At 28.1% G+C, this 26,283-nt stretch carries 23 protein-coding genes and 1 pseudogene; 5 read left to right on the forward strand and 19 right to left on the reverse strand.

Annotated elements, in window-relative coordinates:
* Positions 1–178: 178 nt before the first annotated feature.
* A complete protein-coding gene (locus tag BM119_RS07625) occupies positions 179–1,312 on the forward strand; it encodes a betaine/proline/choline family ABC transporter ATP-binding protein (RefSeq protein ID WP_090040288.1) in 1,134 nt (377 codons plus the stop codon).
* On the forward strand, positions 1,305–2,855 hold the full coding sequence (locus BM119_RS07630) for an ABC transporter permease/substrate-binding protein (protein WP_090040290.1): 1,551 nt from the start codon (positions 1,305–1,307) through the stop codon (positions 2,853–2,855). Before BM119_RS07625 ends, BM119_RS07630 begins: the two co-directional genes overlap by 8 nt.
* Before the next feature lie 165 nt (positions 2,856–3,020).
* Here BM119_RS07630 and BM119_RS07635 read toward each other — a convergent pair whose 3' ends face one another.
* From BM119_RS07635 to mntA, 11 genes are all read right to left on the reverse strand, one after another.
* The gene (locus tag BM119_RS07635) at positions 3,021–4,514 is read right to left on the reverse strand and encodes a response regulator (RefSeq protein ID WP_177199347.1); all 1,494 of its coding nucleotides are present in this window, start codon (positions 4,512–4,514) and stop codon (positions 3,021–3,023) included.
* On the reverse strand, positions 4,507–6,225 hold the full coding sequence (locus BM119_RS07640) for a cache domain-containing sensor histidine kinase (protein ID WP_090040293.1): 1,719 nt from the start codon (positions 6,223–6,225) through the stop codon (positions 4,507–4,509). Before BM119_RS07640 ends, BM119_RS07635 begins: the two co-directional genes overlap by 8 nt.
* Before the next feature lie 510 nt (positions 6,226–6,735).
* Positions 6,736–7,440, reverse strand: a complete 705-nt coding sequence (locus BM119_RS07645; protein WP_090040295.1) for an MgtC/SapB family protein — start codon at positions 7,438–7,440, stop codon at positions 6,736–6,738.
* 9 nt (positions 7,441–7,449) lie between these two features.
* Complete coding sequence (locus BM119_RS07650) at positions 7,450–8,523, reverse strand: ABC transporter ATP-binding protein (protein ID WP_090040296.1); 1,074 nt, start codon at positions 8,521–8,523, stop codon at positions 7,450–7,452.
* Between the two features lie 20 nt (positions 8,524–8,543).
* On the reverse strand, positions 8,544–10,241 hold the full coding sequence (locus tag BM119_RS07655) for an ABC transporter permease (RefSeq protein ID WP_207647671.1): 1,698 nt from the start codon (positions 10,239–10,241) through the stop codon (positions 8,544–8,546).
* A gap of 224 nt (positions 10,242–10,465) precedes the next feature.
* Positions 10,466–11,494, reverse strand: a complete 1,029-nt coding sequence (locus BM119_RS07660) for an ABC transporter substrate-binding protein (RefSeq protein WP_090040298.1) — start codon at positions 11,492–11,494, stop codon at positions 10,466–10,468.
* A gap of 485 nt (positions 11,495–11,979) precedes the next feature.
* Entirely contained in the window at positions 11,980–12,510 is a 531-nt protein-coding gene (locus BM119_RS07665) for a signal peptidase II (protein WP_090040299.1), read from the reverse strand.
* A gap of 347 nt (positions 12,511–12,857) precedes the next feature.
* On the reverse strand, positions 12,858–13,874 hold the full coding sequence (locus BM119_RS07670; RefSeq protein ID WP_090040301.1) for an alpha/beta fold hydrolase: 1,017 nt from the start codon (positions 13,872–13,874) through the stop codon (positions 12,858–12,860).
* 338 nt (positions 13,875–14,212) lie between these two features.
* Positions 14,213–14,740 (reverse strand): hypothetical protein, encoded by a 528-nt coding sequence (locus BM119_RS07675; RefSeq protein WP_090040302.1) that lies wholly within the window; start codon positions 14,738–14,740, stop codon positions 14,213–14,215.
* A gap of 310 nt (positions 14,741–15,050) precedes the next feature.
* Positions 15,051–15,476, reverse strand: coding sequence for a HepT-like ribonuclease domain-containing protein (locus BM119_RS07680; protein ID WP_090040304.1), 426 nt, complete (start codon positions 15,474–15,476; stop codon positions 15,051–15,053).
* Positions 15,473–15,892, reverse strand: coding sequence for a type VII toxin-antitoxin system MntA family adenylyltransferase antitoxin (mntA, locus tag BM119_RS07685; protein ID WP_090040305.1), 420 nt, complete (start codon positions 15,890–15,892; stop codon positions 15,473–15,475). Before mntA ends, BM119_RS07680 begins: the two co-directional genes overlap by 4 nt.
* A gap of 189 nt (positions 15,893–16,081) precedes the next feature.
* Between mntA and BM119_RS07690 the strand changes: the two genes are divergently transcribed.
* Positions 16,082–16,633, forward strand: coding sequence for an NUDIX hydrolase (locus BM119_RS07690; RefSeq protein WP_090040307.1), 552 nt, complete (start codon positions 16,082–16,084; stop codon positions 16,631–16,633).
* A 228-nt stretch (positions 16,634–16,861) separates the two neighbouring features.
* On the opposite strand, the gene rsgA is transcribed toward BM119_RS07690, so the two are convergent.
* The 8 genes and pseudogenes from rsgA to BM119_RS07725 form a co-directional block, all read right to left on the reverse strand.
* Positions 16,862–17,944: a ribosome small subunit-dependent GTPase A gene (gene rsgA, locus BM119_RS07695; protein ID WP_090040308.1), complete on the reverse strand. Its 1,083-nt coding sequence runs from the start codon at positions 17,942–17,944 to the stop codon at positions 16,862–16,864.
* A gap of 419 nt (positions 17,945–18,363) precedes the next feature.
* Positions 18,364–18,810: a GNAT family N-acetyltransferase gene (locus BM119_RS07700; protein ID WP_090040310.1), complete on the reverse strand. Its 447-nt coding sequence runs from the start codon at positions 18,808–18,810 to the stop codon at positions 18,364–18,366.
* Positions 18,811–19,255: 445 nt separating this feature from the next.
* Positions 19,256–20,380 (reverse strand): ribose-phosphate pyrophosphokinase, encoded by a 1,125-nt coding sequence (locus tag BM119_RS07705; protein ID WP_090040312.1) that lies wholly within the window; start codon positions 20,378–20,380, stop codon positions 19,256–19,258.
* A gap of 313 nt (positions 20,381–20,693) precedes the next feature.
* The gene (locus BM119_RS07710; protein ID WP_090040314.1) at positions 20,694–21,317 is read right to left on the reverse strand and encodes a DNA-3-methyladenine glycosylase; all 624 of its coding nucleotides are present in this window, start codon (positions 21,315–21,317) and stop codon (positions 20,694–20,696) included.
* A 15-nt stretch (positions 21,318–21,332) separates the two neighbouring features.
* Entirely contained in the window at positions 21,333–21,461 is a 129-nt protein-coding gene (locus BM119_RS20390) for a hypothetical protein (RefSeq protein ID WP_278336785.1), read from the reverse strand.
* Between the two features lie 355 nt (positions 21,462–21,816).
* Positions 21,817–21,942, reverse strand: a pseudogene (locus BM119_RS07715) (Rieske 2Fe-2S domain-containing protein); the annotation flags it as partial.
* A 138-nt stretch (positions 21,943–22,080) separates the two neighbouring features.
* Positions 22,081–23,466: a DUF5808 domain-containing protein gene (locus tag BM119_RS07720; RefSeq protein WP_090040315.1), complete on the reverse strand. Its 1,386-nt coding sequence runs from the start codon at positions 23,464–23,466 to the stop codon at positions 22,081–22,083.
* An 8-nt stretch (positions 23,467–23,474) separates the two neighbouring features.
* A complete protein-coding gene (locus tag BM119_RS07725) occupies positions 23,475–23,846 on the reverse strand; it encodes a GntR family transcriptional regulator (protein ID WP_090040317.1) in 372 nt (123 codons plus the stop codon).
* A 355-nt stretch (positions 23,847–24,201) separates the two neighbouring features.
* On the opposite strand from BM119_RS07725, the gene BM119_RS07730 reads away from it, so the two are divergent.
* Positions 24,202–24,813: a histidine phosphatase family protein gene (locus BM119_RS07730; RefSeq protein WP_177199348.1), complete on the forward strand. Its 612-nt coding sequence runs from the start codon at positions 24,202–24,204 to the stop codon at positions 24,811–24,813.
* 391 nt (positions 24,814–25,204) lie between these two features.
* Positions 25,205–25,828, forward strand: a complete 624-nt coding sequence (locus BM119_RS07735; RefSeq protein WP_090040320.1) for a DUF6483 family protein — start codon at positions 25,205–25,207, stop codon at positions 25,826–25,828.
* The last annotated feature ends 455 nt before the right edge of the window (positions 25,829–26,283 follow it).

Raw genomic sequence — 26,283 nt, forward strand, 5'->3', positions numbered from 1 at the left:
TTTAATTAAGCAAACCTTATTTATTATTTATTATTTTTTTGTTTTATATCCTACTTTATATTACCAACACCCCCTTATAAATACACATAGATTTTACATTTTTCTTTAATTTATGTTATACTTAGTTACATGACTTTCATTTTTGTGAAAAGTTTTTTTATTATAAGGAGGTTTTTTGTTGATAGAATTTAAAAATGTTACAAAAAAAATTGGTTCAAAAACTATCTTGAAAGATATTAATTTAAAAATAGAAAAGGGAAATCTTATCGTTTTAATAGGATCAAGTGGCTGTGGTAAAACTACTACCTTAAAAATGATTAATAAACTTATTTCTCCTACTTCTGGTGAAATATACATAAATTCCAAACCCATTTCTAAGGAAAATACCATAAATCTTCGTCGCAGCATAGGATATGTAATTCAAAGTACAGGCCTTTTCCCTCATATGACAATACGAGAAAACATTTCTCTTATTCCAAAATTAAAAAATGAGTCTTCGGAAGATATAAATAAAAAAACATACGACCTATTGAATATGGTGGGTTTATCACCTGAAGAATATTTAGATAAATATCCCAGCCAACTTAGCGGTGGACAACAACAAAGAGTCGGAGTAGCTAGAGCCTTTGCAACCGATGCCGAGATAATATTAATGGATGAGCCTTTTAGTGCTTTAGATCCAATAACCCGTGCTTCCCTTCAAGAAGAATTATTCAGTCTTCAACAAGAACTAGCGAAAACCATAATTTTTGTCACTCATGATATGAATGAAGCAATAAAACTTGCTGACAAAATATGCATAATGGACAATGGCGCCATTGCTCAATACGACACTCCTGAGAATATCTTAAGAAATCCCGTTAATGACTTTGTTGTTGACTTCATAGGAACTAATAGAATTTGGGCAAACCCAGAATTTATCAAGGCATCTGATATTATGATTAATACGCCTATATGTGTTTCTCCATCTAGAACTATTTTACAAGCCATTGAAATTATGAGATCACATAAAGTAGATAGTCTACTAGTTACAGATAAAAGCAATACTTTAATAGGTCTTGTTACACTAAAAGATATAAGAAGATCTCTTGATAAAGAAACTAAACTTTCAGCAATTATGGAAAACAAAGTTTTAACAGTCTTGGAAGATGATAATATTGTTAAAATATTAGAGTTAATAAATGAATTCTCCTTTGGTTATGTACCTGTTGTAACTAAAAACAATAAATTAGCTGGTCTTGTAACTAGAAGTAGTTTGATTTCGGTTTTAAGTGAGCAATTTTTAGATACGGAGGTACAGGATAATGATTAGTTTTTTTGAATTCATAATTTCCAGAAAAGAGCAAATTTTAGAACTTTTCTTCCAACATATATATCTTACTTTTGTTGCAATTTTCATTGCCATCTTAATTGGTATACCAATAGGAATATTAATAACCAAAACTAAATCTTTACGAAAACCAGTTTTAGGGTTTATAAATTTAATGCAAGCTGTACCTTCTATGGCACTTCTTGGTTTATTAATTCCTATATTAGGTATTGGTGGTGTTCCTGCAATCACTATGGTAGTTTTATATTCACTACTGCCTATAGTAAAAAACACATATACTGGTCTTTCAAACATAAATGAAAATGTATTAGAGTCTGCTCGTGGAATGGGACTTACTAGTAACCAAACTCTTAGATTAATTAAATTGCCACTAGCATTACCCCTAATTATGTCTGGTGTTAGAATCTCAGCTGTTACATCAGTTGGTCTTATGACATTAGCTGCTTTTATAGGAGCTGGTGGACTTGGATACCTAGTTTTCTCTGGTATTCAAACAGTTAATAATAACATGATTCTAGCAGGTGCTATTCCCTCTTGTATATTGGCACTGTTAATTGATTATCTTTTTGGAAAGATAGAAGTTATGGTTACTCCTAGAGGACTAAATCCCCAACAGAAAAAATCAAAATCTACTGGAGTTAAAGTAGTTCTAAGTATTATTCTATTAACCTTCCTTGTAACTTCTTTTTTAAGTTTTATAAAACCTAAAAAAGATACTATTGTTGTTGGTTCAAAAAACTTTTCAGAACAATTGGTACTTGGAAATATGGTTTCAGATTTAATTGAAGAATATACAGATTTTCGTGTAGATAGAAAGTTAAACTTAGGAGGCAGTTCTATAGGAATAGCTGCTATGAAATCTGGTGAAATAGATGTTTTTGTTGACTATGTTGGAACTCTTCTTATAAATGTATTAGAAGAACCGGTTATCAAAAATCCAGATAAAGCTTATCTTAAAGCAAAGGAATTAATGGAAGCTAAATATAAAATTACATTACTTGAGCCACTAGGATTTAATAATACCTATACTCTAGCAATGAAACCAGAAACTGCAGATAAATATAATATAAAAACAATATCTGATTTATCAAAAGTAAGTAAAGATTTTGTTTTTAGCCCAACTTTAGAATTTGAAAATAGAGAAGATGGATTTATTGGTCTGTCTAAAGATTATAATTTAAAATTTAAAAATGTTGCTGCCATGGATGGTAGTCTTAGATATTCAGCTTTAAAGAATGATAAATGCCAAGTAGTAGACGCCTTTTCTACGGATGGACTTTTAAAATCATTTAATTTAAAAGTTTTAGAAGATGATAGAAGCTTCTTTCCACCTTATCATGCTGTTCCCCTTGTAAGAGAGGAAATCTTAGAAAAACATCCTGAACTTAAAGATGTATTAAATAAATTAGAGGGTGTTATTACTAATGAAGTAATGACAAATCTTAACTATAAAGTAGATGAGTTAGGTGAAGCTCCTGAAGCTGTAGCTAAAGAGTTTTTACAATCACAAAATTTAGTTGAATAATATATAAAAAGGATTTAGTGTAATATGTTTACTACACTAAATCCTTTTATTTTGTCTTCTACTTTATATTTTTAGTTATCTATATTAAAATTCTCTTTATACTACAGATTTGTTATATATCTTTATTACACAACTTTATAACTTTCAACTTGCACTAATTTAATCTTATAAATTTATATTATAATTGCTTGGTGTACATCCTGTGTACTTTTTAAAATTCAATGTGAACTGTCTATAATCTCCATATCCTACTTCTTTAGCTATTGATACTATGGAATTCCCCTTTTTAAGAAGTTCAATAGATTTTTCTATTCTAAGTTTTCTTATATATTCAGTAAAACCCATTCCAAGATTCTGTTTAATGCCTCTACTTAAATAACTTTCATTTAAATAAACTTCTTTTGCAACACTTTTCAAAGAGATATTTTCATTATAATTATTTTTTATATAAATTATAGCTCTTTCCATACTACTATCTTCTAATTTCCCTTTATATTCTCTAATTTTATCTATTGACATATTTATTTGTTCCATAAAGTTACTTTCTAATTCATATATACTACTTAGGTTTGATACTATATCAACTTCACCAATGCCCTCTAAAGATATATCTAAGGACTTAAGTCCATTTTTTAAATTTACAATTGTTTTTACAATGAAACTTACAATTATGCCTTTCTCAACTCTGTTATTTACAAAGTATTTAAAAAGCTTATTACATTGTTTTCTTGCCTCTGAACTTTCTCCTTTTAATATTAAATCTATTATATTTATAGCAAAGTCTTCAATATATTTTATATCATAATTACATTTATATATGTCTATTTTTTCATTAATAACAATACCTTTTCCTTTATAAAATGATTCATTTAAAAGTTGTTTTGCCTCTTTATAAAGTTCTCTAACTTTATTTATATTATTTATTTCCGTAATACTTATAGTTATTGTACAATTGAACTTTTTCTTTACCGCATCTATAAGATTCTTAAAATCTTCCTCTTTATTATCCTTAATCATTACAAGAGTTCTATAGATATGAACTTGGGATATATTATAACATCCTCTCATATTTTCACTTATCCACTTATCTATAAATGAATTTATTTTTATATATTCACTTTCTTCCTTAGATTTCAAATCTGTTTCAAAATCATCATTATTTATTAAGGCTAAGGCTACCCTATCCTCTTCTTTAAAAAAATCTTTTATTTTTTCAATTTCCTCTTCTCCTCTTAAAATTCCAATAAGCTTTTTTTCTTTAGCAAATAAAGATGTTTCTTTATCCTTTATTATACTTTCAGTGCATTTTTCTATAGCAGACTTTAACTCATCTATATCTACTGGCTTTAAAAGAAAATCTAAAGCATTTATCTTTATTGCTCCTCTTGCATAATTAAAATCATCATAACCTGTTATAACAATGAATTTTGTATGTGGATTTTTCGCTCTAATGTTTTTTGCCATTTCTAAACCGTCCATCTCTGGCATATTTATATCTGTTATTATTATTTCTGGTTTTTCACTTATAGCAATATCTATAGCATCATATGCATTATCAGCTTCTCCACATACCTCACATCCAAAATCCTTCCATGGAATCACCTTACTAATACCTTTTCTTGAATAAAATTCATCATCAACTATTAATACCTTAATCATTATGGACACTCTCCTTCTTAGGAATAACAACTTGAAATACTGTAAAGCTATTTTCATTTTTGTATGTAATACCATAATCGTTTCCATAATAAAGCTTTAATCTTTTATCCACATTAGTTATTCCTATACCTTCTCCTTTGTTTTTGCTATTATTAATCCCTACACCATTATCCATTATTTTAAATATTACTTTATCATCTTTCTCATAGGCTCTTATTGTTAGAATCCCCTTGCCTATTTTATTTTCTAGTCCATGTACTATTGCATTTTCAACAAGAGGTTGAAGTGTCAATTTTAACATTTCAAGATTTAAAATTTCTTCATTAATTTCTTGGTTAATAATGAATTTATCTCTATATCTATATTTTTGTATTATTAAGTAATTGTTAATCTGTTCTATTTCTTGTTTAACACTTACTGTATCCACATTATTTTTAACACTATACCTAAAAAACTTAGCTAATGCCCCAGTAGCTTCTATTACTGCATGGTTCTCCTCAAGACTTGCCATCCATTTTATAGAGTTCAATGCATTATATAAAAAATGCGGATTAACTTGAGATTTCAAAGCCTTAAACTCTGCCTGTTGTACAAGAAGCTCCTTTTTAAAGTCTTCATCAATAAGCCTATTTATTTCCGTTATCATATCATTAAAACCATGTGCCAGTTCCCCTATTTCATCTTTACAATCACATTCCATATATACATTCCTATCTCCATTTTCAACTTTTCTCATTAGACTTGTCATATCTCCAATAGGTTTTGCTATTTTTTTAGAATACTTTAATGCTAAAATTATAGAAATAAGCGCCACTATTAAGCTAAGTGTTATAAAAAATTTCATGTTTTTAAAACCCTCAGTAAAGAAGTAGCTTTTAGGAGTTATCTGGATAACTTTTATTTTTGTGTTTTTAGCTGTGGTATAATAACATTTAAAATCTGTTTTATCAAAGGTTAAATCCAAGGAACCCTTATCATTCTTTACCCTATTTAAAAAACTATTTTCAAACATAAAGCCTGTACCATTTTTCTGCGTTTTATCTGTAATTATATATCCAAGTTCATCTACTAAGATTACGTTTGCATCTTTTATAAAGGATATACTATTAAATATATCATCAAAGTAATAATCATAAACATCAGCTATTACAAAACCTATAACTTCCTTTGTATTTTTATCTGTAATAGTTTTTCCAATGGCCATAACAGTGTCCTTTGATTGAGCCCCTTCTACCCTTCTATGTATTTTAGTGATTACCTCTCCCTCATTTCTCATTAATCTTTCATATAAATCTCCTCTTTCATCACTATAAATTGGAGAATAATAGTTTGTAGTTGAAAATCTACTTTTTTTATCTAAATTTACAATATGTAATGGGATCTCCACAGATTGAGTTGCCATAATGGCTCTTGTTATTTTATACAACTCTTGAGTATCATCAAATTTATATTCCTTTTCATCATTATATTTTTCATTAGCCATAATTTCCTGAACTTCTAAATTATCAGCTATAAAGCCTACCATTTTTTTATATGTATTTAAGTTATTATCAATAAGATCTGCAGCCATATCTATATTACTTTCCGTATAATTTTTTATATTTTCTTCAGTTGAAGATATTATGAACATGGTTTCATAAATCCATAAAGAAAGCAGTGGTATTATTCCTACGATAAAAAACCCTGCCAATAGTTTTTGTTTAAAATTCATATTTATTTTAATAATCTCATCTCCTACATTCAATATAACTTTTTTGAAGCAAGCCTTAACTTAATATGAAGTTTTTTTAAACTTTTAATGAAAACTTTTACCTTAATACATATTATATCAACTATTTTAGAAACTCACAAACAAGAAATTCATCAAAAAGAGAAACGAGAGGGCTAAGCAACACATACTTAGCCCTCTCTTTAGATAATTTTTTATATTTTGTCACCTATCACTCAAATAAGTTCTATTGTTATAGATATATGTAGTAAAAAAAGAAGCTACAATTATGTTTTAAGGTAACTTATACTTTGCATATTCAAAAAAATAACAAGTCAGTATGCTAGTCTATTTAGTTTCATACTACATCAGTAATATTAACCCATAGGCTTATGCTATGAACTAATACCACATCCTTGTCTGCCATGAAATATACATCACATCTTTGACTTGTTATTTTCCTTCATGTCCTTAAAACAATCATTGTAACTCTTTATATTCTTGTAGTAGGGACTACTCTAACACCTCATATATTTTTAATATATTTTTATCTGTAGCACAACTTAATATGACTTCATTTATCTCTAAAGACTTTGGTACTTTTAAAGTAAATAAACAGCTATTAGATCCATTAACCTCTTGATTATCCATATAAAATTCTATATTTTTTACTTTTATCCCTCGTCCATAAATATGCTTTTCAAAAACCTCTATGACCTTATCTCTTTCTATATACTCTATATAGATTTTTCTCATATCTGTTTTGGAAATAAATTTCATTTCAAAGCGTTTCAACGTTGCCAAAACTATAACTATAGATATACCACCCAATATACTTATTGTGTAATATCCTAAACCTATTGCTAGTCCAACACAAGCTACTACCCATAAAGAGGCAGCTGTTGTCAATCCTTTTATAGAACCTTTTGTATGGAGTATTGTCCCTGCACCAAGAAAACCTATACCACTAATGACCTGAGCCCCAAGTCTTCCCATATCAATCTTAATAGAATTTGATAAATTTGCATCCTCTGCTATTAAGAGCATTGACCTATTTACCATTTCAACTTGTATAAGTGAAATTATAGCTGCACCTAAGGCCACTAGTATATGAGTTCTAAACCCCGCTGGGCTATTAGTATATTCTCTTTCATATCCTATTACCCCACCTATTATTATTGCCAATGCTAACCTGAATGAGATTTCTTGTAAAGTCATAAAAACCTCCTAAATTACATGAATATTATCTGTGCTAAAGTTAATATAAACTTCCGCTCCTTCTTCATAAACTTTTTTGATTTTAGGATTAAAGTTTTCACATTTTATTTCATCTTCCCCGATTTTTATAGCATAATCTTGAAAAGCCCCCATAAATGTAGAACTTGTAACTGTTCCTTTAAATAATCCTGCATCTCCTATTTCCATAGCTTCAGGTCTTAATACTATTTTACATTCATCTCCAACTGATTTAGACCCACTATATTTAACTGTTAAAATAGTACCTGTAGCATCAATAACAGCTTTTCCATCATTAATTTCTTTTATAGTTCCGTTTATGAAATTTGCAGTTCCTATGAAATCTGCAACAAATTGTGTAGCTGGGGTATAATAAATTTCTTTTGGAGTTCCCACCTGTTCAACTATTCCTTTATTCATTATTATTATTCTATCTGATAAACTCATAGCCTCTGATTGGTCATGAGTTACATATATTGCTGTTATACCAACCTTCTTTTGAATCTTTCTTATCTCTGTTCTCATATAAACTCTAAGCTTTGCATCTAAATTTGATAAGGGTTCATCAAATAAAAGTACACCTGGTTCCATAACAAGAGCTCTTGCTAGAGCAACCCTTTGTTGTTGTCCACCTGATAGTTGGTTTGGATATCTAGTTTCCATACCTTTTAATCCAACTAAATCTATTATAGTTTTAGCTTTTTCCTCTATTTCACTTTTACTTAATTTCTTAAGCTTTAATCCGTATGCTATATTATCATATATATTTAAATGAGGGAATAAAGCATAGCTTTGGAAAACCATAGAGGTATCTCTTTTATCTGGAGTTAAATCATTTATTCTATCTCCACCTAAATAAATATCTCCTTCTGTTGGTATCTCAAAACCTGCAACCATTCTAAGAGTTGTAGTTTTTCCACAACCTGATGGTCCAAGTAGTGTTACAAATTCTCCTGCCTTTATATCTATAGATATGTTATCTACCGCCTTAAAATTACCATTTCCGCTGTGAGACACATATATTTTACTTAAATTTTTAATATTAACGCCTTTACTTCTTTGCATCTTTACCACTCCTACCATATTTATAATGTATTTTCCTGATCCTTACTTACGCCAAACTTATTTAGCATAAGGTACATGAATCCTATTGCTATATAAACTATTACTATTAAGACTGTTGAATAAGCTGATGCTACACCAAATCTTCCATTATCAACTTGTGAAAGTATTGAAGCTGTTAACAGCTGATATTTTGGTGTTACTAAGAATACTACCGCACTTACAGCAGTCATACTTCTAACAAATGTGTAAACAAGTCCACTAAAGAAAGCCGGTTTAATTAATGGAAGTGTAACTGACGTAAATACCTTAGTTGAATTTGCTCCTAAGTCTTGGGCAGCTTCTTCTATAGCTGGATCTATTTGTTGAAGTGACGCAACTCCTGACCTGACTCCAACTGGTAAACTTCTAACTATAAATGCAATTACAATTATAAAAGCAGTCCCTGTTAATACTAATGGTTTTGTATTATATGCATTTATATATCCAAGTCCAAGTACCGTACCTGGAACAGCCATTGCTAAAAGTGATGTAAATTCTATAAAACTTCTTCCAATAAATTTCTTTCTAACTATTAAGAATGCTATTATCATTCCTAAAAGTCCTGTTATTGGTGTTGCGTATATTGATAAAAGAGTTGTATCTTTTATAGGATTAAGTCCTATATTAAATACATACTTAAAATGATCTAAAGTTAAAGTATAGTCTATTCCCATAACCTTAAAGAATCCACCTAGTGGAACTAAGATATACAGAGATAAAACAAATATTGTTATAAGTAAACAGGCTATATCTATAGGCCAAACTATTTTTTTGTCTGTTACTAAATCTCTTTCTTTTGCTGCTTTTCCTGTTACTGTTACATAAGATTTCTTTTCAAGCCAGAACTTCTCTAAAATGAATAGTAAAATTGAAAGAGTTAATAGTATAACTGCTATTGCAGCTCCTCCGCTCATATCATAGTTACCTATTGCTTGCATATATATTTTAGTTGCAAGAGTTGAAAAGTTTCCTCCTATAACCATGGGGTTTGAGAAATCTGCAACAACTTCTATAAAAGTTAATAAAAATGCATTTGCTATCCCTGGTAAAAGCAATGGCAATGTTACTGTTGTGAAAGTTTTCCATCTTGAAGCTCCCATACTTCTAGCTGCTTCCTCTAATGATGGGTCAATTTTCTTTAATAATCCTATTAATAATAAATATGCCACTGGGAAGAAGGTCATAGTTTGAACCATTACTATACCTTTAAATCCATATATATTAGCATCTGTAATATTGAATACTTGTCTTGTTATAAGTCCAAATTGTCCGAATAACATAATAGCTGATAATGCTAATACGAATGGAGGTGATATGATAGGCAAAATAGAAACTACTTTAAATAGTTTTTTAAAGTGTGATCTAATGTATGCATCTGCATATGCAAATAAGAATCCTATTGCTGTAGAAAGTACTCCTACAGTAACACCTAAAACAAGAGTATTAACTAATGTTTCTCTAAAATCTATATCTCTTAAAATTTGTTTATATGCACTTAGTGAAAATCCACCATTTTCAACAAAACTTACTTTCAATACAGAATATAACGGAAACATTATAAATATCGCTAATGTAACTATTAGAAATATTATTGTTGTAAGCAATATAGGGTCTCGCCATATTTTTTTCATATCATCCTTTTGTCGTTGTCTTCGTGCTTGTCTTTTTGTTAAAGCCATTTCTTCATCACCTCTATATTAATACTTATAAATTTTCAAGTGACAAGTTTACAGTGATAAGTGGCAAGTTTCAAACCAAACTCACCATCCACTCCAACTTGTCACTTGTAACTTGAAATTTGTAACTAATAAAAGTTTGTCATTTATAAAAATGTGCCAAAAGTAAACCTTTTAAAAAGCACCCTTGACACACATTTATTGAGTATTGTGATTGTTTGAGCTTACTACTTAATTGCTTTGTTCCATTTCTCAACTAATTCACTTCTGTTTTTACCAGCCCAATCTAAATCGTAATTTATTAATTTAGTATCTTTTATTTCATTTGATATTTCTGGTGCTTTAGCATTTGTATTTGTTAAGAATTGGAATGATCCTACAGTTTGTCCTATTTCTTGTCCTTTTTTGCTTAAGCAGAAATCTATGAATTTCTTAGCAGCTTCTTGGTCTGGGCCACCTTTAACAATACCTGAAGCTCCTATTTCATAACCTGTACCTTCTTTTGGTGCAGTTAATACTAAGTCTTTCATTCCTTCTTCTCTATATTTAATTCCATCATGCAAATATGAAACTCCAACCATTACTTCTCCTTGACCTGCTAATCTTGCTGGAGCTGTTCCTGATTTTTCATAAGATTTAACGTTTGCATTTAAATCTTTCATATATTTAAGACCTGCTTCTTCTCCCTTTAATTGAATCATAGTAGCAAGAGCTGTGTAAGATGTTCCTGATGAACCTGGGTTTGCTATTGAAATTTGTCCCTTAAATTCTGGTTTCAATAAATCATCCCAGCTTTCTGGAGCTTCTACACCTTTTTCTTTAAGTAATTTTTGGTTTGAAACAAATCCAAGATATCCAACATATATTCCTGTCCATGCTCCATCTTTATCTTTATATTTTTCTGGAATATCATTTGCATTTTCCGATACATAATTTTCCAAAAGACCATCTTCTTTAGCTTGTACAAATGCATCTGCCGGACCTCCAAACCATACTGAAGCCTTTGGATTCTCCTTTTCTGCTCTTAATCTTCCAAGTATTTCTCCTGAAGACATTCTAACAGCCTCTGCTTGTATTCCTGTTTCTTTCTTAAACTCATCTACAGTCTTAACCATATGATCTTCCATAAGTCCACAATAAATTGTTAGTTTTAAATCTTTATTTTTGTCAGCGCTACCACTGCCTCCACAACCTACAAATAGGCTTGTACACATTACAACGCTTAATGCCATTGCTAAAAGTTTTTTTCTTTTCATATTCTTCCCCTCCGTAATATTATATTAACTTCATTATACGGTAAACATTTTCACAAAACTTAAATATGTCAAAAAACAATACTTTATGGTAAAAAATCATTACATTTTGTTGAGTCATCTAAACATGAAAATAGAATGATAAGTACCATAAACAAGCAGATTTCACCTAGTATTCTAAAGTTTTAAACAGCATATTTTCCTCCAACAAATTACTACGCTTTAAAATACAAATCAAAGTATTTTTTAAAATTGTTAAATTTCTATTTAATTTTTTTTGTAAATATCACACTATCCTTTAAAAGGCGTGTAAAATGTGAGAAGTGAAGTTTCTTTTTCAAGGAAACTTCACTTCTTATTTTTTCCATATAAACTTTGATTTAATCACCACACCAAGCCGTCGCTTTTAGCGATTTAGTTCTATAAGAACAATGTGACTTAACTACAACCGTTAATAATTCTTATTCTTTCAATCATGTAATTTATGTTTATAATTTTCGTAGAATATATTTAGTAAAATCCTTTACTATATTATCATCAATTTGGTTTAAAACTTTGTTTTTTAAGAGCACTGATAAGATTATCAACCCACTAAAAATATTAATATATACATCTTTTAAGTCAAACGTAAAAAAACCATTTACTAATATGTAATCTAAACTACCGTTCCAAAAAATTTTGTCAATTAGCGAACACATAGCGCCAGAAAATATAAAAGCATACATAATATTAACAATTTTGATAGTTCCGAATTGATAATTTAGATACTGATAAAACAAATATACTAATATGATCATAATTGCTCCAAAAACAATGTGAATCCATTTACTCACACCTAATTGAAACATAGAATTAAACCATGAATAGTCCCTATTGAACATAGGCTCAAAGTATAGGAATCCAGGCAATATAGGAAATTTTTTGTCAAGGAAATTGTTGTTAATTACTATTTTAATAACCTGCTCTATTGTTACTAAAATAAGCACTGCTATACATGTCTTTTTGTTTTGAATTTTCATATTTATTCTGCACCACCTAATATAAATAATCTTCACATAAAATTACGAATCCGGCCTATAATACAAGAAAATTATAACATATTTTATAAATTATTATATAATTTCTCTTGTTTTATAATACCTTAGTATTCAATTTTAATATAATATTAGTTACGTAAACTTATATTTGTATTGCACAACAAAAAAATCGTAAATTCGATTTTGAATAATAAGATTTTTAAATTAGTTATTTTTATTTTTTATTTTAATTACTGATGCTTTTATATAATATTAAGAAGTTTCCTACTAAACTTTAGCTAATTATCTAGTATTATAAATATTTTACTTGCATTAAACATATGCACCTTTTACTTCTGATTTTTTATTAACTTTATTATTTCATTGTTTATAACATCAGGCACAAATTGATGTATAGAGTGTCTTGAATCTTTAACAACCATTTGTGTACTATCTGTAGACCAATCTTTCAAAGCTATCTGACTATTTTCCCATTCAGGAATTGATAAAGTATTACTCTCAGAAGTCAGTATTCTAAGCGGTATATCACCCAATTTCCCGTTACCTAAAATTGTTTTTGCATTAGCGCTTGCCATGTTACCTTCATCTATAATATTTCTGTTATACATAGTTTTAAGAGTCATTGCAAAATATAACTGTTTCAAATCATTAGGTAATAGTTTAAGATTATTTTGTCCTGATGCAATTTTTGTGGAATAACTTGTATGGTAAAGTGCAAATCTGGCTATGCCCAAAGATTTTAGTATATTATAATTAAAGGCGGTGCTACTACTAGTTTCCAGACTATTTTTTAAATAAAACTCAGGACTGCCCCCGTCAATTTCTACAATACCCGAAACTTCATCTTTATATGTTTGCGCAAATCTTATTACTGATAATGATGCTAATGAATGACCCACTAATATATATGGAGGCTTTTGTCCTGATTTTACAAGAGCTGTGTGCATTTCTTCTACAATAGAATCTATATCTCTTGGTACATCTGTTACTTGACTCCATCCATGTCCAGGTCTATCGTAAATAGCTATTTTAGTATACTTTGAAATTTCATTATAAAGAGGATAAAAATCTACATAAGAGCTTGGTTCATTTAATCCACCAGTAAAAACTACAGTAATATTACCTTCACCTTTGCTAAATACATTGATTTTATGATTATTTACATCAACCATTTCTCCTATTTGAGAATAGTTTTTAGAATCATTGTATTCCCCAATTTTTTCATAAGAAAAACCAATTAATAAAATAAAAGCTACAAAAATCAAACTTAGCAATACATATTTTCTAAATCGCTTTTTACTTTTTATTTTGGATTTCCTTTTCTTTTCTCTTCTATTCATATACATTTATAAACTCTCCCTTAAAATGATATAACTCTTGTCTAGTTGGTATTGTAAGTATTACTCAATTAAATTCTCCCCTAGTATTTTATAGTAAATAATTCGTATATTTATCCAAATATACCTTAATATTAAATCGTCAAAATAAGCTAACATCTATTTTAAATTTAAACGTTTAAATTGAGCCAATAATCTATGAAGAGCATATCTATTTACCCCAAACAGACCTCTCCATTCTTACAACATATGTCTATAATGAATAGCTTGTCATTAACTTTATGTCTATACATATAAAAACACTGTAAAATTCATTTCCGAATAATACGATATTTATATAACTTAATTTATTGATTTCTCCAAGCTTTCAATTTCATTTCAATATCCTTAACTTTTTCATCCCCAAAATGATTCTTTAAAACCTGAAAAAAGTCTATAAAGCCTTTATTTTCAAATGTAACAATTATCTTAATGCCGACACCTTTTAAAACAATACTCCCCCCAAAAATTCTTGAATAATTCACAGAAGTTATAGAATTATAATATAAATGCCTTTTAAAACCTAATCTGTGTGATGTTATACCTTCAGTATTATATATAACTTTAGAAGTTGCAGCTACAAGACTTAATATTAGAAATATTATTGACATTGTTACTAAAAGGACTAAAAGTTCAAAATTATCATTAAAATCTTCTCTTACTAATATACTCCCTATTATAAACATACTAGAAAATATCATACCTGATATTGATATGACTTTAGATTTTTTAATTATTCCATTACCTTGTTTGTCTTTTTGTGCTTCTTCAAAAGCTGGTTGTAAAATAAACTTTTCTCTGAAGATTTTGTATAACTTTCTTTTTAAATAATTCATTTGCATATTTCCCTTCTTTTGTTAACATATGCTTATAATTATATCATATTTTTTAATTAATTTTATAATTATGTAATTGACATTTCTACAACAATATACTTTATATTAAGTATAATTTTAACGGGTATTGGTATAACAAATAAAAGATCAATAGGAAAAAGTAAATGAGGCCACTGAAAAAATTTTATTTTTTCTAAAATTACGCCTTGTAAACCCCATGGTTTCGTTGTGTTTTTTCAAGAAAATTAACTTTTTCAGTTGCCTCAACTATTTTTCTATTAAAAGAAGGACAAAACTTCCTCCTTTTAAGTTAATCTATATATCCTTTTGCTATTGAAATTAGTTTTGTAATATTAGATTTGTATTTTACTATATGCTCATGTAATTCTTCGTGGCTTGGTTCTTTATATCTATGAGAAATTCTATTTCTTATTAACCTTGATTTTTCTAGAAATATATACATATCGTTATCAATAACATTATTGTTCTTTAAAAGCTTTAAGCTATCGCTTAATGTTATACCTATTTTAAATTTTTTTAGTTCCTTTAAAATAATTGAGCAGAAGTCTTCTAATATAGTGTGAAAACTAACAAACAATTGCCTTAAACTTGATTTTGCTAATTTTATCATTAAATCATTTTCTTTATATTTATCTAACACTTCTAAACATTCATCTATATCTACTTTACATTCTTGTATATCTTCTATTATTTTTAATAATCGCTCATTGTTCATGATAATACATCTCTCCTTCTGAAATACATAAAGTCTGCATTTTCTATATAAATTCTATTAATATCATCACAAAATCTTTCAAATAATTTATTTTCATCTGTTGTATGTAATACTTTTCCTGTATTTAAAATATTAATCTTTACAAACATATCAAGACTATTACTTTTTAAATCTACCACATCTATATCCCTCTTTAAAAGTTCTTCCAAAAATAATTCTATATCCAAAATATTATCTAAAGGAAGTTTATTTTCACCTAATATAGCTATGTCTACATCCGATAATTCATTAAAATCCTCAGTACAGATACTCCCAAATAGCATAACGCTATTTATATTAAATTTATCAATAAATTCAAAGAAATACTCTGAATTCAACTTATTTATAATGTCATTTTTGATTTCAGCTATATTCATCCAACTCACCAACTTTCAAAATATTATAAATCTATAAGTTTCAATACCATTCTATCATAAAAAATATTTTCTTTATATAATATACAACCCTTATCACTTGCTAATCAGTTCCACCATATTTGTAATCAATTACTCAATATAGTAAACTCTATTATATATCTAAAATTTACATATGAAAGGACTAGTATTATGAACTGGATTGAAGAAATAAAATCATATATTCCATGTAATGAACAAGAAGAATGTGATAAAAACTTTATATTAGAAGCTATAAACAAATATGATAATATACTAACTAGAGAAAATATTTTTATGCATATAACAAGTTCAGGTTATATTGTAAACAAAGCAAAAGATAAAACTTTAATGATACATCATAACATTTATAAATCTTGGGCTTGGACTGGTGGTCATGCTGATGGTGATGTTGATTTACTTCATGTAGCAATTAAGGAAGCAAAAGAAGAAACTGGTGTTAAACATATAACCCCTATAGATTCTCGCATTTTTTCCTTAGATATACTTCCTGTAAATGGACATTTTAAAAGAGGCAAATATGTATCATCTCATTTACATTTATCCATTGCTTATCTTTTAGAAGCTGATGAAAATGACATACTTATGATAAAAGAAGATGAAAACAGTGGAGTTAAATGGATACCATTAAATGAACTTCATTTTCATTGTAATGAGCCTCATATGCTCACTGTTTATGACAAGTTTAATAGTAAAATCTTTTAAAGTATTATATACCTTACTTGACTATTATCTAAGTTAATCTAGAAGTATCCTACCTGTTATCCTCCATAGTGTAAAATTATGGAATATTGCAGACGATAAATTTAAAAGTAGAATTGGATTTATAATCTTACATGTATAAAAGGGAGGAAAATAACTCCTCCCTTTACCATCTCTATAGTCTTGACACTACATTAAAGCCTCTTCCAAAAACCATATAATCTATAATAATTATCTTCTTTCATTTTTTTCTTTAGCATATCTTATAGCTTGTTTCATTTGCCCCATACTTCCAAACATTTTACTTATTTTTTCTCTTTCTTTTTGTTTGGCTCTAAGGTCGTTATATTTAATTTCTTTTTGGAACTTTCTATAGCTTTCTAATCTTCCTGCATCTATTATTCCATCTTCTATTGCCTGTCTTACTGCACATTTAGGTTCATTTTTATGCTGACAATCTGAAAATTTGCATTGTCTTGCTAAATCATCTATATCACTAAAGGATTTTTCCAAATCACCACTTATAATTCCAATTTCCTTCATTCCTGGAGTATCAACTATAGCCCCACCATTAGGAATTAACAACAATTGTCTATGAGTTGTGGTATGCTTTCCTTTATCATCATTCCTTATTCCATTGGTTTTCAAAACTTCCTCACCCATAATTTTATTTATAAGTGTTGACTTACCAACCCCTGAAGATCCAATAAAAGCTACTGTTTTTCCCTTATCAATATACTTGATTATATCTAAATAACCTTCATTAGCCATACTACTTGTAACTAATATATCCATTGCAATGGCTACTTCTTGAATTTCTAAAATTTTATCATCTATATTATCACATAAATCCGCCTTAGTCAGCACTATAACAGGATTTGCCATACTATCATATACCATAGATATATATCTTTCTAATCTACGAATATTAAAATCACTATTTAAAGACATACAAATAAATACAGTATCAACATTTGCTGCAATTACTTGACCATCACTTCTATTTCCAGCAACTTTTCTTTCAATAAAGCTTTTTCTCCTAAGAACATGATGAATTATTGCATTACCATTATTGTCTATAATTCTATCTACTAAAACCCAATCTCCAACAGCTGGATAGTCTGTAAGACTTATTAAAGAATATCCCAGTTTACCAGAAACCTCAGCAAATATCTCTCCATTCTCCGTAATAACTTTGTACATATCCTTATATTGAACTGAAACCCTTCCAATGTACAAATTTTCTCCATACATAGTAGCCTCTTGTGTATATCTTTCACTTAGTCCTAAACTATATAAATCTATTTTATTCAAATTTATTTTCCTCCCGTATTGTAAACTTACATAATACCTATTGGGAGGTATAAGAGATACTAATTAATCTGCCTCTACCTCCCAAACAATTACACTCTCTATTTCAAATACTTCATATCTATTAAGCATAAAACAACACTTCCTTTCATAAATATTTTTGTAAACCTCTCCATATAGCTAAATATAAATCTAAAATGTTATATAAAATTATAAATATCTCCTTTATATAGTTTAATTTTATATCAAACTTAAGAGGAATATCTTTCTTTATCCATAACTACAAAATCTGTTTTAACACTAAAATGATACTTATAATATCAATAAGAATCTAATAGTCATGAAATAAATATATTTAAATTTTACAGTATTTACAACAAACATTCAATATATTAATTATTAATTATTCAGAAAACTCAGTTTCATTTCTCTATATTTAATACCATTACCGTTTCTCCACCATAATCTATCTCTCCATTAACATAAAATCCAAAATCTTTATATAATTTTAAAGCAAGCTTATTTTCCTCAAATATACTTAAGTATATTTCATTACATTTATATTTGTTAACTATATGATTAATTAAACAAATCAAAACACCTTTTCCATATCCTCTTCCTTGACAACTTTTATCTATCATAAATCTATCTAGCCAAACCCTATTTTCTTGTGGTACATGTCCATACATAGCAAAACCTATTAATTCTTCTCCATAATACAATGCCGAAGGATTCCAATAAGTATAAAACTTACTTTCAGCTATTGAAAAAGCATTGGTCTCTATAAAAGATTTTTGATTCTCATTAACTGATAAACTTATAACTTCTCTCCAATTTTCCACATTTACAGGTTTAATATAAAAATCCACTTTAACACACTCCTTAGGCAGATGAAAAAAAATAACAAGTCCAAGATGCCATGTATATTTTGTGTCAGACAAGGAAGTGATATTAGTTCATAGCATAGGCTATGGGCTAACATCGCTGACGCAGTATGGCACAAAATAGACTAGCATACTGACTTGTTATTTTTTTGAATGTGCCTTATAACTATAGTTTCTCCCCTATCTGTTTTTGTATCTATAAATAAGTTATACATTATTAGTTTTTAATGAAATTTACTATTATTTCAAAGTATCATATCATAAACTCAATTTAAATATTGTAATATATTCTTAATTTATGATTTCATTACTATGATAATGTATCCCTTTTAATCAAATTACCTCTAAATATGACGCTAAATTAATAATACAAAAATAAATAACAGGAGAAGAAAACCCTCCCCTGTTAAAGATACATAAATATGTTATTTTAGTTATTCATTTCTTTTAAAAGAGTTTTTATTCCCTCTGTAGCATCTCTTAAATTAGATATAGTAACATCGTGGTTAAGATTATTGATTACAGCTGAAATAAAGTTAGATATATCTACTAATTTAAACCACTCAGCATTCTTAACCTTATCTGGTACATAAGTTAAATTAGTACAATAAACTTTACTTATCATTCCATCATCATAAAGCTTTTGGAATTTTTTTGGTCCTTCAGTAAAGAATCCAAATGTTGCTGCAACATAAATATTTTTTGCTTTTCTCTTTTTAAGTTCAACAACAATATCAAAAACTGATTCCCCTGAAGCTATCATATCATCTACTATTAAAACATTTAAACCTTCTATGTTTTTACCAATGTACTCATGTTGAACTATTGGATTTTTACCATTAACAACAACTGAGTGATCTCTTCTCTTATAGAAAAGTCCTACATCACAACCTAAAATGCTAGAGTAATATATAGCTCTATCCATAGCTCCTGTATCAGGGCTTATGACAACCATACTTGATTTATCTAGAAATAAGTTTTTATCTTCAGTTATTAGATGTTTAACAATATCATATGTTGGGTAAAGATTTGTAAATGATACTAAAGGTACAGCATTTTGTATATTAGGATCATGGACATCAAATGTTATGATTTCCTCTACTCCTAATCTTTCAAGTTCTTGAAGTGCTAGCGCACAGTCTAAGGATTCTCTACCCTTACGTCTATGCTGTCTTGAAGCATATAATAATGGCATAACAACTGTTATTCTTCTTGCCTTACCACCAATTGCTGAAAGAACTCTCTTTATATCTTGAAAATGTTCATCCGGTCCTTTATGATTTTCATATCCGAATAATTCATATGTACAACTATAATTCCCAACATCGCAAACTATGTATATATCTTTTCCTCTTACTGTTTGCTCAATTTGAACTTTACCTTCTCCATTAGAAAAACGAATTTCCTTAATTGGAACAAGATAAGAATCCTCTGGATTAAGACCTCTTTTTTTCTTTAGGTGCTCATCAACTTTTTTACCTAATTCTTTAGATGATTCTAATGCAATGACTCCAAGCTGACCGTACTCTTGTGGATTGTCATTAATACTTTCCATGTCTTCACTCCTCTTACTTTCCTACACTAAGAAATCTTAAGTGTATTCTCCATTAAATTACAAACTAATTGTATCCTATATATATCTTCGGGATAATTATATCACATATTTTTACCGAAAATAACATTGTTTTATATTTTAAATCAATATTATTTTAGTCAAATATTTCATCATATTACAATTATATTCAATTTAATGTAAAATTCACAAGAAAATTCATCAAAACCGAAAAGAGAGGGCTAATAAAATTGAATCCATTGGTTGACTTAGTCTTGCATTCTTCTTGCCTCTTCTTCGTTAACATACTTTATACTTACAATCTAGAGACCCAATTATTACCTTTAATATAAAATCTCCAAGGAAAATCTATGGCTTCTTCTGCGTAATCAATACCTATACGTTTAGTTACTACTATGTCCTTTAAATCTAAGGTATCACTATAATTAGGTTCTTCTAAATATAATTCATCATTTTCTATTACATTTTGCCAATTGTTGTTCTTACCAATTTTCATAGCAGCACAAAGTTTTGCAGGTCCATTAGTAAGATTTTTCATTTGAGTTTTTGTCAATTCACAATAATTTTTATTAAATCTTGCTTGTGACATATAATCTACATTATATAAAGGTTCTAGTGCCCTGATTAGTACACCTTCTGCCATTCCTTCCTGTCTTGCTACTATATTAAAACAATAATGCATTCCATATACAAAATACACATAAACTGTTCCGGCAGGACCATAAAGTGGAGCAACTCTTTGTGTCATTCTACCTCCATAGGCATGTGATGCCTTATCTATGGTACCTATATAAGCTTCCGTTTCTATAATTTTTCCTTTAAGTAAAATATCATCTATCTTGTGAACCAGTACCTTTCCTAAAAGATCTTTTGCAAGTAATCTAGCATCTTTTTCATAAAAATCTCTAATTAACTTCAATTCTTTATATGCCCTTTAAGTTAATAGCTCTGAAATAGTTAATAGTACTTTGCTTGTTTCTTGTGTTGTAATATTATGCTTAATTCTTGCATTAAAAGTAAAAAAATAATCTTCTCTGAACCTAGAGTTCTTATTATTATACATATTTTATACCTTCTTTTATATAAGTATTGTTTAATGGTAAAATTTTTATTATATATTAGTTCTCTAAGTGTTTTTTATACTAATGATTCCTTTTATAATTTGTTCCTATGATTTATATTATTCTCAGAACTATAACTGTTTAATTTCATATGAATTTTTGTGTAAGTAAAAATAAGGTAACTTATTCGCTACCCTGTTTTAATTTTTCTTTCTTTTTTCTAGTTATCCTAAGTATTTTAATACCGACTTGTTTTTTATAAAGTTTATGGTATATTTATACATCTAAAACATCTTATTGCTTTTTTACCATTTTTTATTTAATTTAATATTATTATAACGGTTATGAAAATTAAGACTACAAATTAAGATCTATTTTATTTGTACCTTCCGTAAACCTTGAGCCATGGCAGGCACAATCCCATGATTTTTCTGCATCATTCCACTTTAGTTCACACCCAACATGAGTACAGGTAATATCAACTCTGTTTCTTTTGTTGACATTATCCAATAAGATTTTAAATACTCACTAATATTTTGGGGATTATTGCTTACTTTATTCATAAAAACTCTCCCTCTACTATTTAATAATAGTTAGTATTTGATACTTATATAAAATTATTCATTTAACGCTAGATTTAACTTCATCATATAAATTTTCTGTTTTAGATTCATCTTCATAGTTTATAAATATTTCTTTTCCATCCTTAGTAGTTATATGAATACATTTCTTTGTACCATCATCTAAATAAAGCTTTGCACTACTTATTCCTTCTAATCTATAATAGCCAACATGCTTTTTACCAATACTTGCTCCATTTTTCTTAAGTTTTATCCTGGGAACCTTGTCCATTAATTCTACTTTTTCAATATTACTAAAATCTATTTCATCAGAATAAAGTCCACTCATTTTAATAGATGTTTCTGTTTTACTTACTTCTGCATTAGCAGATTTAGGTGCATAAAAGCATACTGCAAAACAGGCTCCTATTATTAAGGCAGTTATACCCATAATTATTTTTCCACCAACATGGGCCATGTTTACTGTTGTACCTATTCCAACCCTTTTATCAACAAATAATGCTGAATCGTTAGGATTATAATAAATCATTCCCATTAAATAATTTTCATCATCATCTCTATTAATTATTACTTTTCCTTCTTCATTTACATTTTCTGATAATTCCTTTTCCCTCTTTCTTATAAACATTGTCATTATGATTACTGAAACACTTATTAGTATGTCCCCCAGTATAGCTCCTATAATAATAAATCCACACATATTTTCAGAGATTACTGACATTAACACTAAATTTATAGCTATAAATAATATTGACAAAAAAATAGCTGATATCCAAAGAAGCTTTCCCGAGAAAACTCTTGTGTTTAATGCGGATTTTTTTAGAGTTTCCACTTCTCCTCCATTAAAATTAACTTTCCCTTCTATAACTGATTTAAAAGAAAACTGCATCATTAAAAGTAAAACAAAATGAACCCCAACTAATAAAAAATCTGCTTCTTTTACATTTATAAAAGATATAAGAACATTAATTACAAACATTATCCAAGGTATTATAATCAACTTCTTACTTATTCCCTTATCTACCTGACTTCTAAACTTCAAATCTGTATAAACTACATTTTTAGGAGTTAATAATTCTTTCCAATTCTCTTTTTTCTTTATTTCCTTAACTCTCTTAAATGTTCTATAAAAACATAATTGCATCAATATTAATTGACCAAAAGTTAAAATCATAAAATTAATTGGTAAATACTCTTCTGGTAAAATAAATTGAGATCCAATTAATATTATTGAAGATATTAACCAGAGAATAAACCACAATTTAGAATATTTTTTCTTTTCTTTTTTTAAATCTTCTCTCTTTTCATACCCTAAAGGGATTCTAACCCCAAAGAATACTGCATTTGAACTCATTGCTTGAATTCCTAAGCCAATCGCTAAATACATAAGTGCAATAAACATACTTATAATAATTAAAACTACCATATTATCACCTACTTATTAAAATTTTTATATGCTTCTTCTATTTTTTTTAAAAATTCCTCTTTCTTATATCCCTTACATAAACTTTTGGCAATTAAAACCTCTAGTGCTTCTTTTTCTTCACCTTCAAATTTTTCTTTGCTATTATTGTTTAAAGCTACCATTGCTCCTTTTCTTCTGTCTATTATTAAATATCCCTCATCTTTCAAGATATTATAGGTCTTATTAACTGTATGAAGATTAACTTCTAAGTCACTACTAAGTTGTCTTATAGAAGGTAGAGAATCTCCATCTTTAAGACTCCCTTTTGCAATTTCCTTTATAATTTCATTTTTAAGTTGTTCGTAAATTGGAGTTTCACTTTCAAAGTTTATTTTTATCAAATCCTATCACGTCCCTATCCATATTCTTAAGTTACTATCTATCCTTTGTTCAAATTTAAAATTAATTTTACATATTATATTTGTTATATATAACATATAACAAATATAACTTTTTTTCAAATACTTTTTAAAATAATGCCGGTGTTACTCAAAAAACAAATCTAGTCTTAATTGGTTTATACTATCCTTATTCATTGGACCTATAGCAACGTTAATTCTTGTATTGTCAGACAAAAGACATAATTATTAATATAGTCGCCCATAAATTACCTTAATGTGATATAATTATATATGATCAGTATTTACAATTAAACTATATCCACTAAAAATATTACGTATTATGGGGGAGTTTAGAATGATTGAATTAATAATAGTTAGACATGGTCAATCTGTTGGAGATATCGAAAACAGGTTTGAGGGACGAGCTGATTTACCATTAACACAACTAGGAAAGGATCAAGCACAAAAACTTGCTGATTGGCTATCTACTAAATATAAGTTTGATAAAATAGTTAGTAGCCCATTAAGTAGAGCCTCTGAAACTGCAAAAATTATAGGAAATAAACTTAATCTTGATATTTCACTTGACGATAGACTAATGGAATATAATAAAGGTGTTATAGATGGTTTATTAAAAGAAGAGGCAGATAAAAAATATCCTATTCCAGAAGGTGGAAGAAAGTATTATGAAAGAATAGAAAAAGGTGAATCCCTTATTGATTTAAGAGCCAGGGCTGAGGAATTTTTAGCTGAACTAGTAGGAAACGTAAAGAAAGATAATGTTGACAAGAAATTATTAATTGTATCTCATGGAAGCTTAATATCCCAATTACTTAAGAGTTTTTTAAAATTACCTATGGATAGTAAAGTCCATTTTTCAACTGGAGATACTGGTGTTCATAGTTTAAAAATTTATAATAACGACAGAATTGTAATAACTACAAATATGCAGCAACATTTATTATAATCAATTGCAAGAATATTCTATATACTATTTAGGAGGTGATCTTGTTTGAATACTACTTCAAATATATATATAAACAGTTTTTCAAAAGCCATTGCTTCTGCAATATGTCTTGTTATATCCATGTTTTTAGTATATTCATTTTCCCACTTAAATCCTCCTAATCTATTAATTCTAGGGCTAATGTCATTTGGGGGTTTTTATTTAGTTTATCTTATTGGTTACTTTATTAAAGAAAAACATTCAAAGAAACAAATCTAAATATATCTATATTAAAGTTAAACAGGCACTAAAATAAAATTTGTGCCTGTTTTTTATTTTTTAACTTTTACTCCATTTAACAATCCATTGTGTTATAATTTAACATATGTTTAAAATAAGGAGGCGTATTTTCGTGTTAAAAAATGACTTTAATCATAAGCTTGCAGAGGAATTTTTGCTTTCATTAGAAAACATTTTAAAAAGTAAAGAAGATTTCACTAAAAATATAGATGAATTATATAAACAATACCTAGGATTTGACTGTGAAACATTATATAGTTTACCTATGAGTGAACTTGATACTTTACTTGTACATAATAGACTTAAAGATTATAGTAAAACCTGTATACTTGGGATTCTATTTATTCAAGAATGGTATATAAATAACAGTGGTGATATTGAATCCTTTAATAAACTTGTTAAGGGTTTTTCTATATTAAAAGATGTATATTTAGAAGATAAGGAAACTTTACTTAAACCATATAAAGATTATTTATTAAAGGCATCTAATACACTTATGGATTATGAAATCTCTACAGATTTAAAAAAAGATTTAGTTCAAGTATTCTTTAAGGATACTGACTTTGAACAAGTTGATGAACTTATTTTTGAAATTCTTGATGAAGATTCTTCATATAAACCAATGGCCTTGGATTTATATAATAAAATGCTTCTTATAGATGATGAAACTCTTAAATCAAAAAATATCACTAAAGATGAAATTGAAGATGCTAAAGCATCTATAAATAATATTTAAATTCATGTAAACAAGGAAATTCATCTAAATATGAAAATAGAATGATAAGCACCGTAAACAAGCAGATTTCACCTAGTATTCTACAGTAAAAAAGCATTACTTCCTAAATTTCAATAACTTGCTTCGCTTCAAACAATTGAAATTCTTAACGGAAGCAATGCTTTTTTCACTAAGAATGCTTACGATTCATCTGATAGTTTACTAACGCTTATCATTCTATTTTCATTACATAATTTTATTATTATGAGAATGTTCATCTATTATATAAAAAGAAGACTAAGCAACACAAACTAGATGGCTACACAAAGTTTTTTATACCAATAATACTAACTGTTCGTCATATAGTTTGCTAATTCTTAGCCCTATTTTTTCTTTAGATAATTCACTTATTTGAAAACTTAAATATTGTGAAATGTTCTTAATAAGACTTCATCCCTAATTTGTCACCTGTCACT

Origin of the sequence: Clostridium frigidicarnis (assembly GCF_900111985.1) — a bacterium.
Taxonomy (GTDB): domain Bacteria; phylum Bacillota; class Clostridia; order Clostridiales; family Clostridiaceae; genus Clostridium_Z; species Clostridium_Z frigidicarnis.

What these genes read in the sequence shown, in the direction of transcription:
- BM119_RS07660 (WP_090040298.1), bottom strand. Translation starts at nt 11,494, where the DNA reads ATGAAAAGAAAAAAACTTTTAGCAATGGCATTAAGCGTTGTAATGTGT.
- BM119_RS07640 (WP_090040293.1), bottom strand. Translation starts at nt 6,225, where the DNA reads ATGAATTTTAAACAAAAACTATTGGCAGGGTTTTTTATCGTAGGAATA.
- mntA (WP_090040305.1), bottom strand. Translation starts at nt 15,892, where the DNA reads ATGAATATAGCTGAAATCAAAAATGACATTATAAATAAGTTGAATTCA.
- BM119_RS07720 (WP_090040315.1), bottom strand. Translation starts at nt 23,466, where the DNA reads ATGGTAGTTTTAATTATTATAAGTATGTTTATTGCACTTATGTATTTA.
- BM119_RS07670 (WP_090040301.1), bottom strand. Translation starts at nt 13,874, where the DNA reads ATGTATATGAATAGAAGAGAAAAGAAAAGGAAATCCAAAATAAAAAGT.
- BM119_RS07650 (WP_090040296.1), bottom strand. Translation starts at nt 8,523, where the DNA reads ATGCAAAGAAGTAAAGGCGTTAATATTAAAAATTTAAGTAAAATATAT.
- BM119_RS07675 (WP_090040302.1), bottom strand. Translation starts at nt 14,740, where the DNA reads ATGAATTATTTAAAAAGAAAGTTATACAAAATCTTCAGAGAAAAGTTT.
- BM119_RS07705 (WP_090040312.1), bottom strand. Translation starts at nt 20,380, where the DNA reads ATGGAAAGTATTAATGACAATCCACAAGAGTACGGTCAGCTTGGAGTC.
- BM119_RS07730 (WP_177199348.1), top strand. Translation starts at nt 24,202, where the DNA reads ATGATTGAATTAATAATAGTTAGACATGGTCAATCTGTTGGAGATATC.
- BM119_RS07645 (WP_090040295.1), bottom strand. Translation starts at nt 7,440, where the DNA reads ATGACTTTACAAGAAATCTCATTCAGGTTAGCATTGGCAATAATAATA.
- BM119_RS07630 (WP_090040290.1), top strand. Translation starts at nt 1,305, where the DNA reads ATGATTAGTTTTTTTGAATTCATAATTTCCAGAAAAGAGCAAATTTTA.
- BM119_RS07665 (WP_090040299.1), bottom strand. Translation starts at nt 12,510, where the DNA reads ATGAAAATTCAAAACAAAAAGACATGTATAGCAGTGCTTATTTTAGTA.
- BM119_RS07655 (WP_207647671.1), bottom strand. Translation starts at nt 10,241, where the DNA reads ATGGCTTTAACAAAAAGACAAGCACGAAGACAACGACAAAAGGATGAT.
- BM119_RS07690 (WP_090040307.1), top strand. Translation starts at nt 16,082, where the DNA reads ATGAACTGGATTGAAGAAATAAAATCATATATTCCATGTAATGAACAA.
- BM119_RS07680 (WP_090040304.1), bottom strand. Translation starts at nt 15,476, where the DNA reads ATGAACAATGAGCGATTATTAAAAATAATAGAAGATATACAAGAATGT.
- BM119_RS20390 (WP_278336785.1), bottom strand. Translation starts at nt 21,461, where the DNA reads ATGTATAATAATAAGAACTCTAGGTTCAGAGAAGATTATTTTTTTACT.
- BM119_RS07635 (WP_177199347.1), bottom strand. Translation starts at nt 4,514, where the DNA reads ATGATTAAGGTATTAATAGTTGATGATGAATTTTATTCAAGAAAAGGT.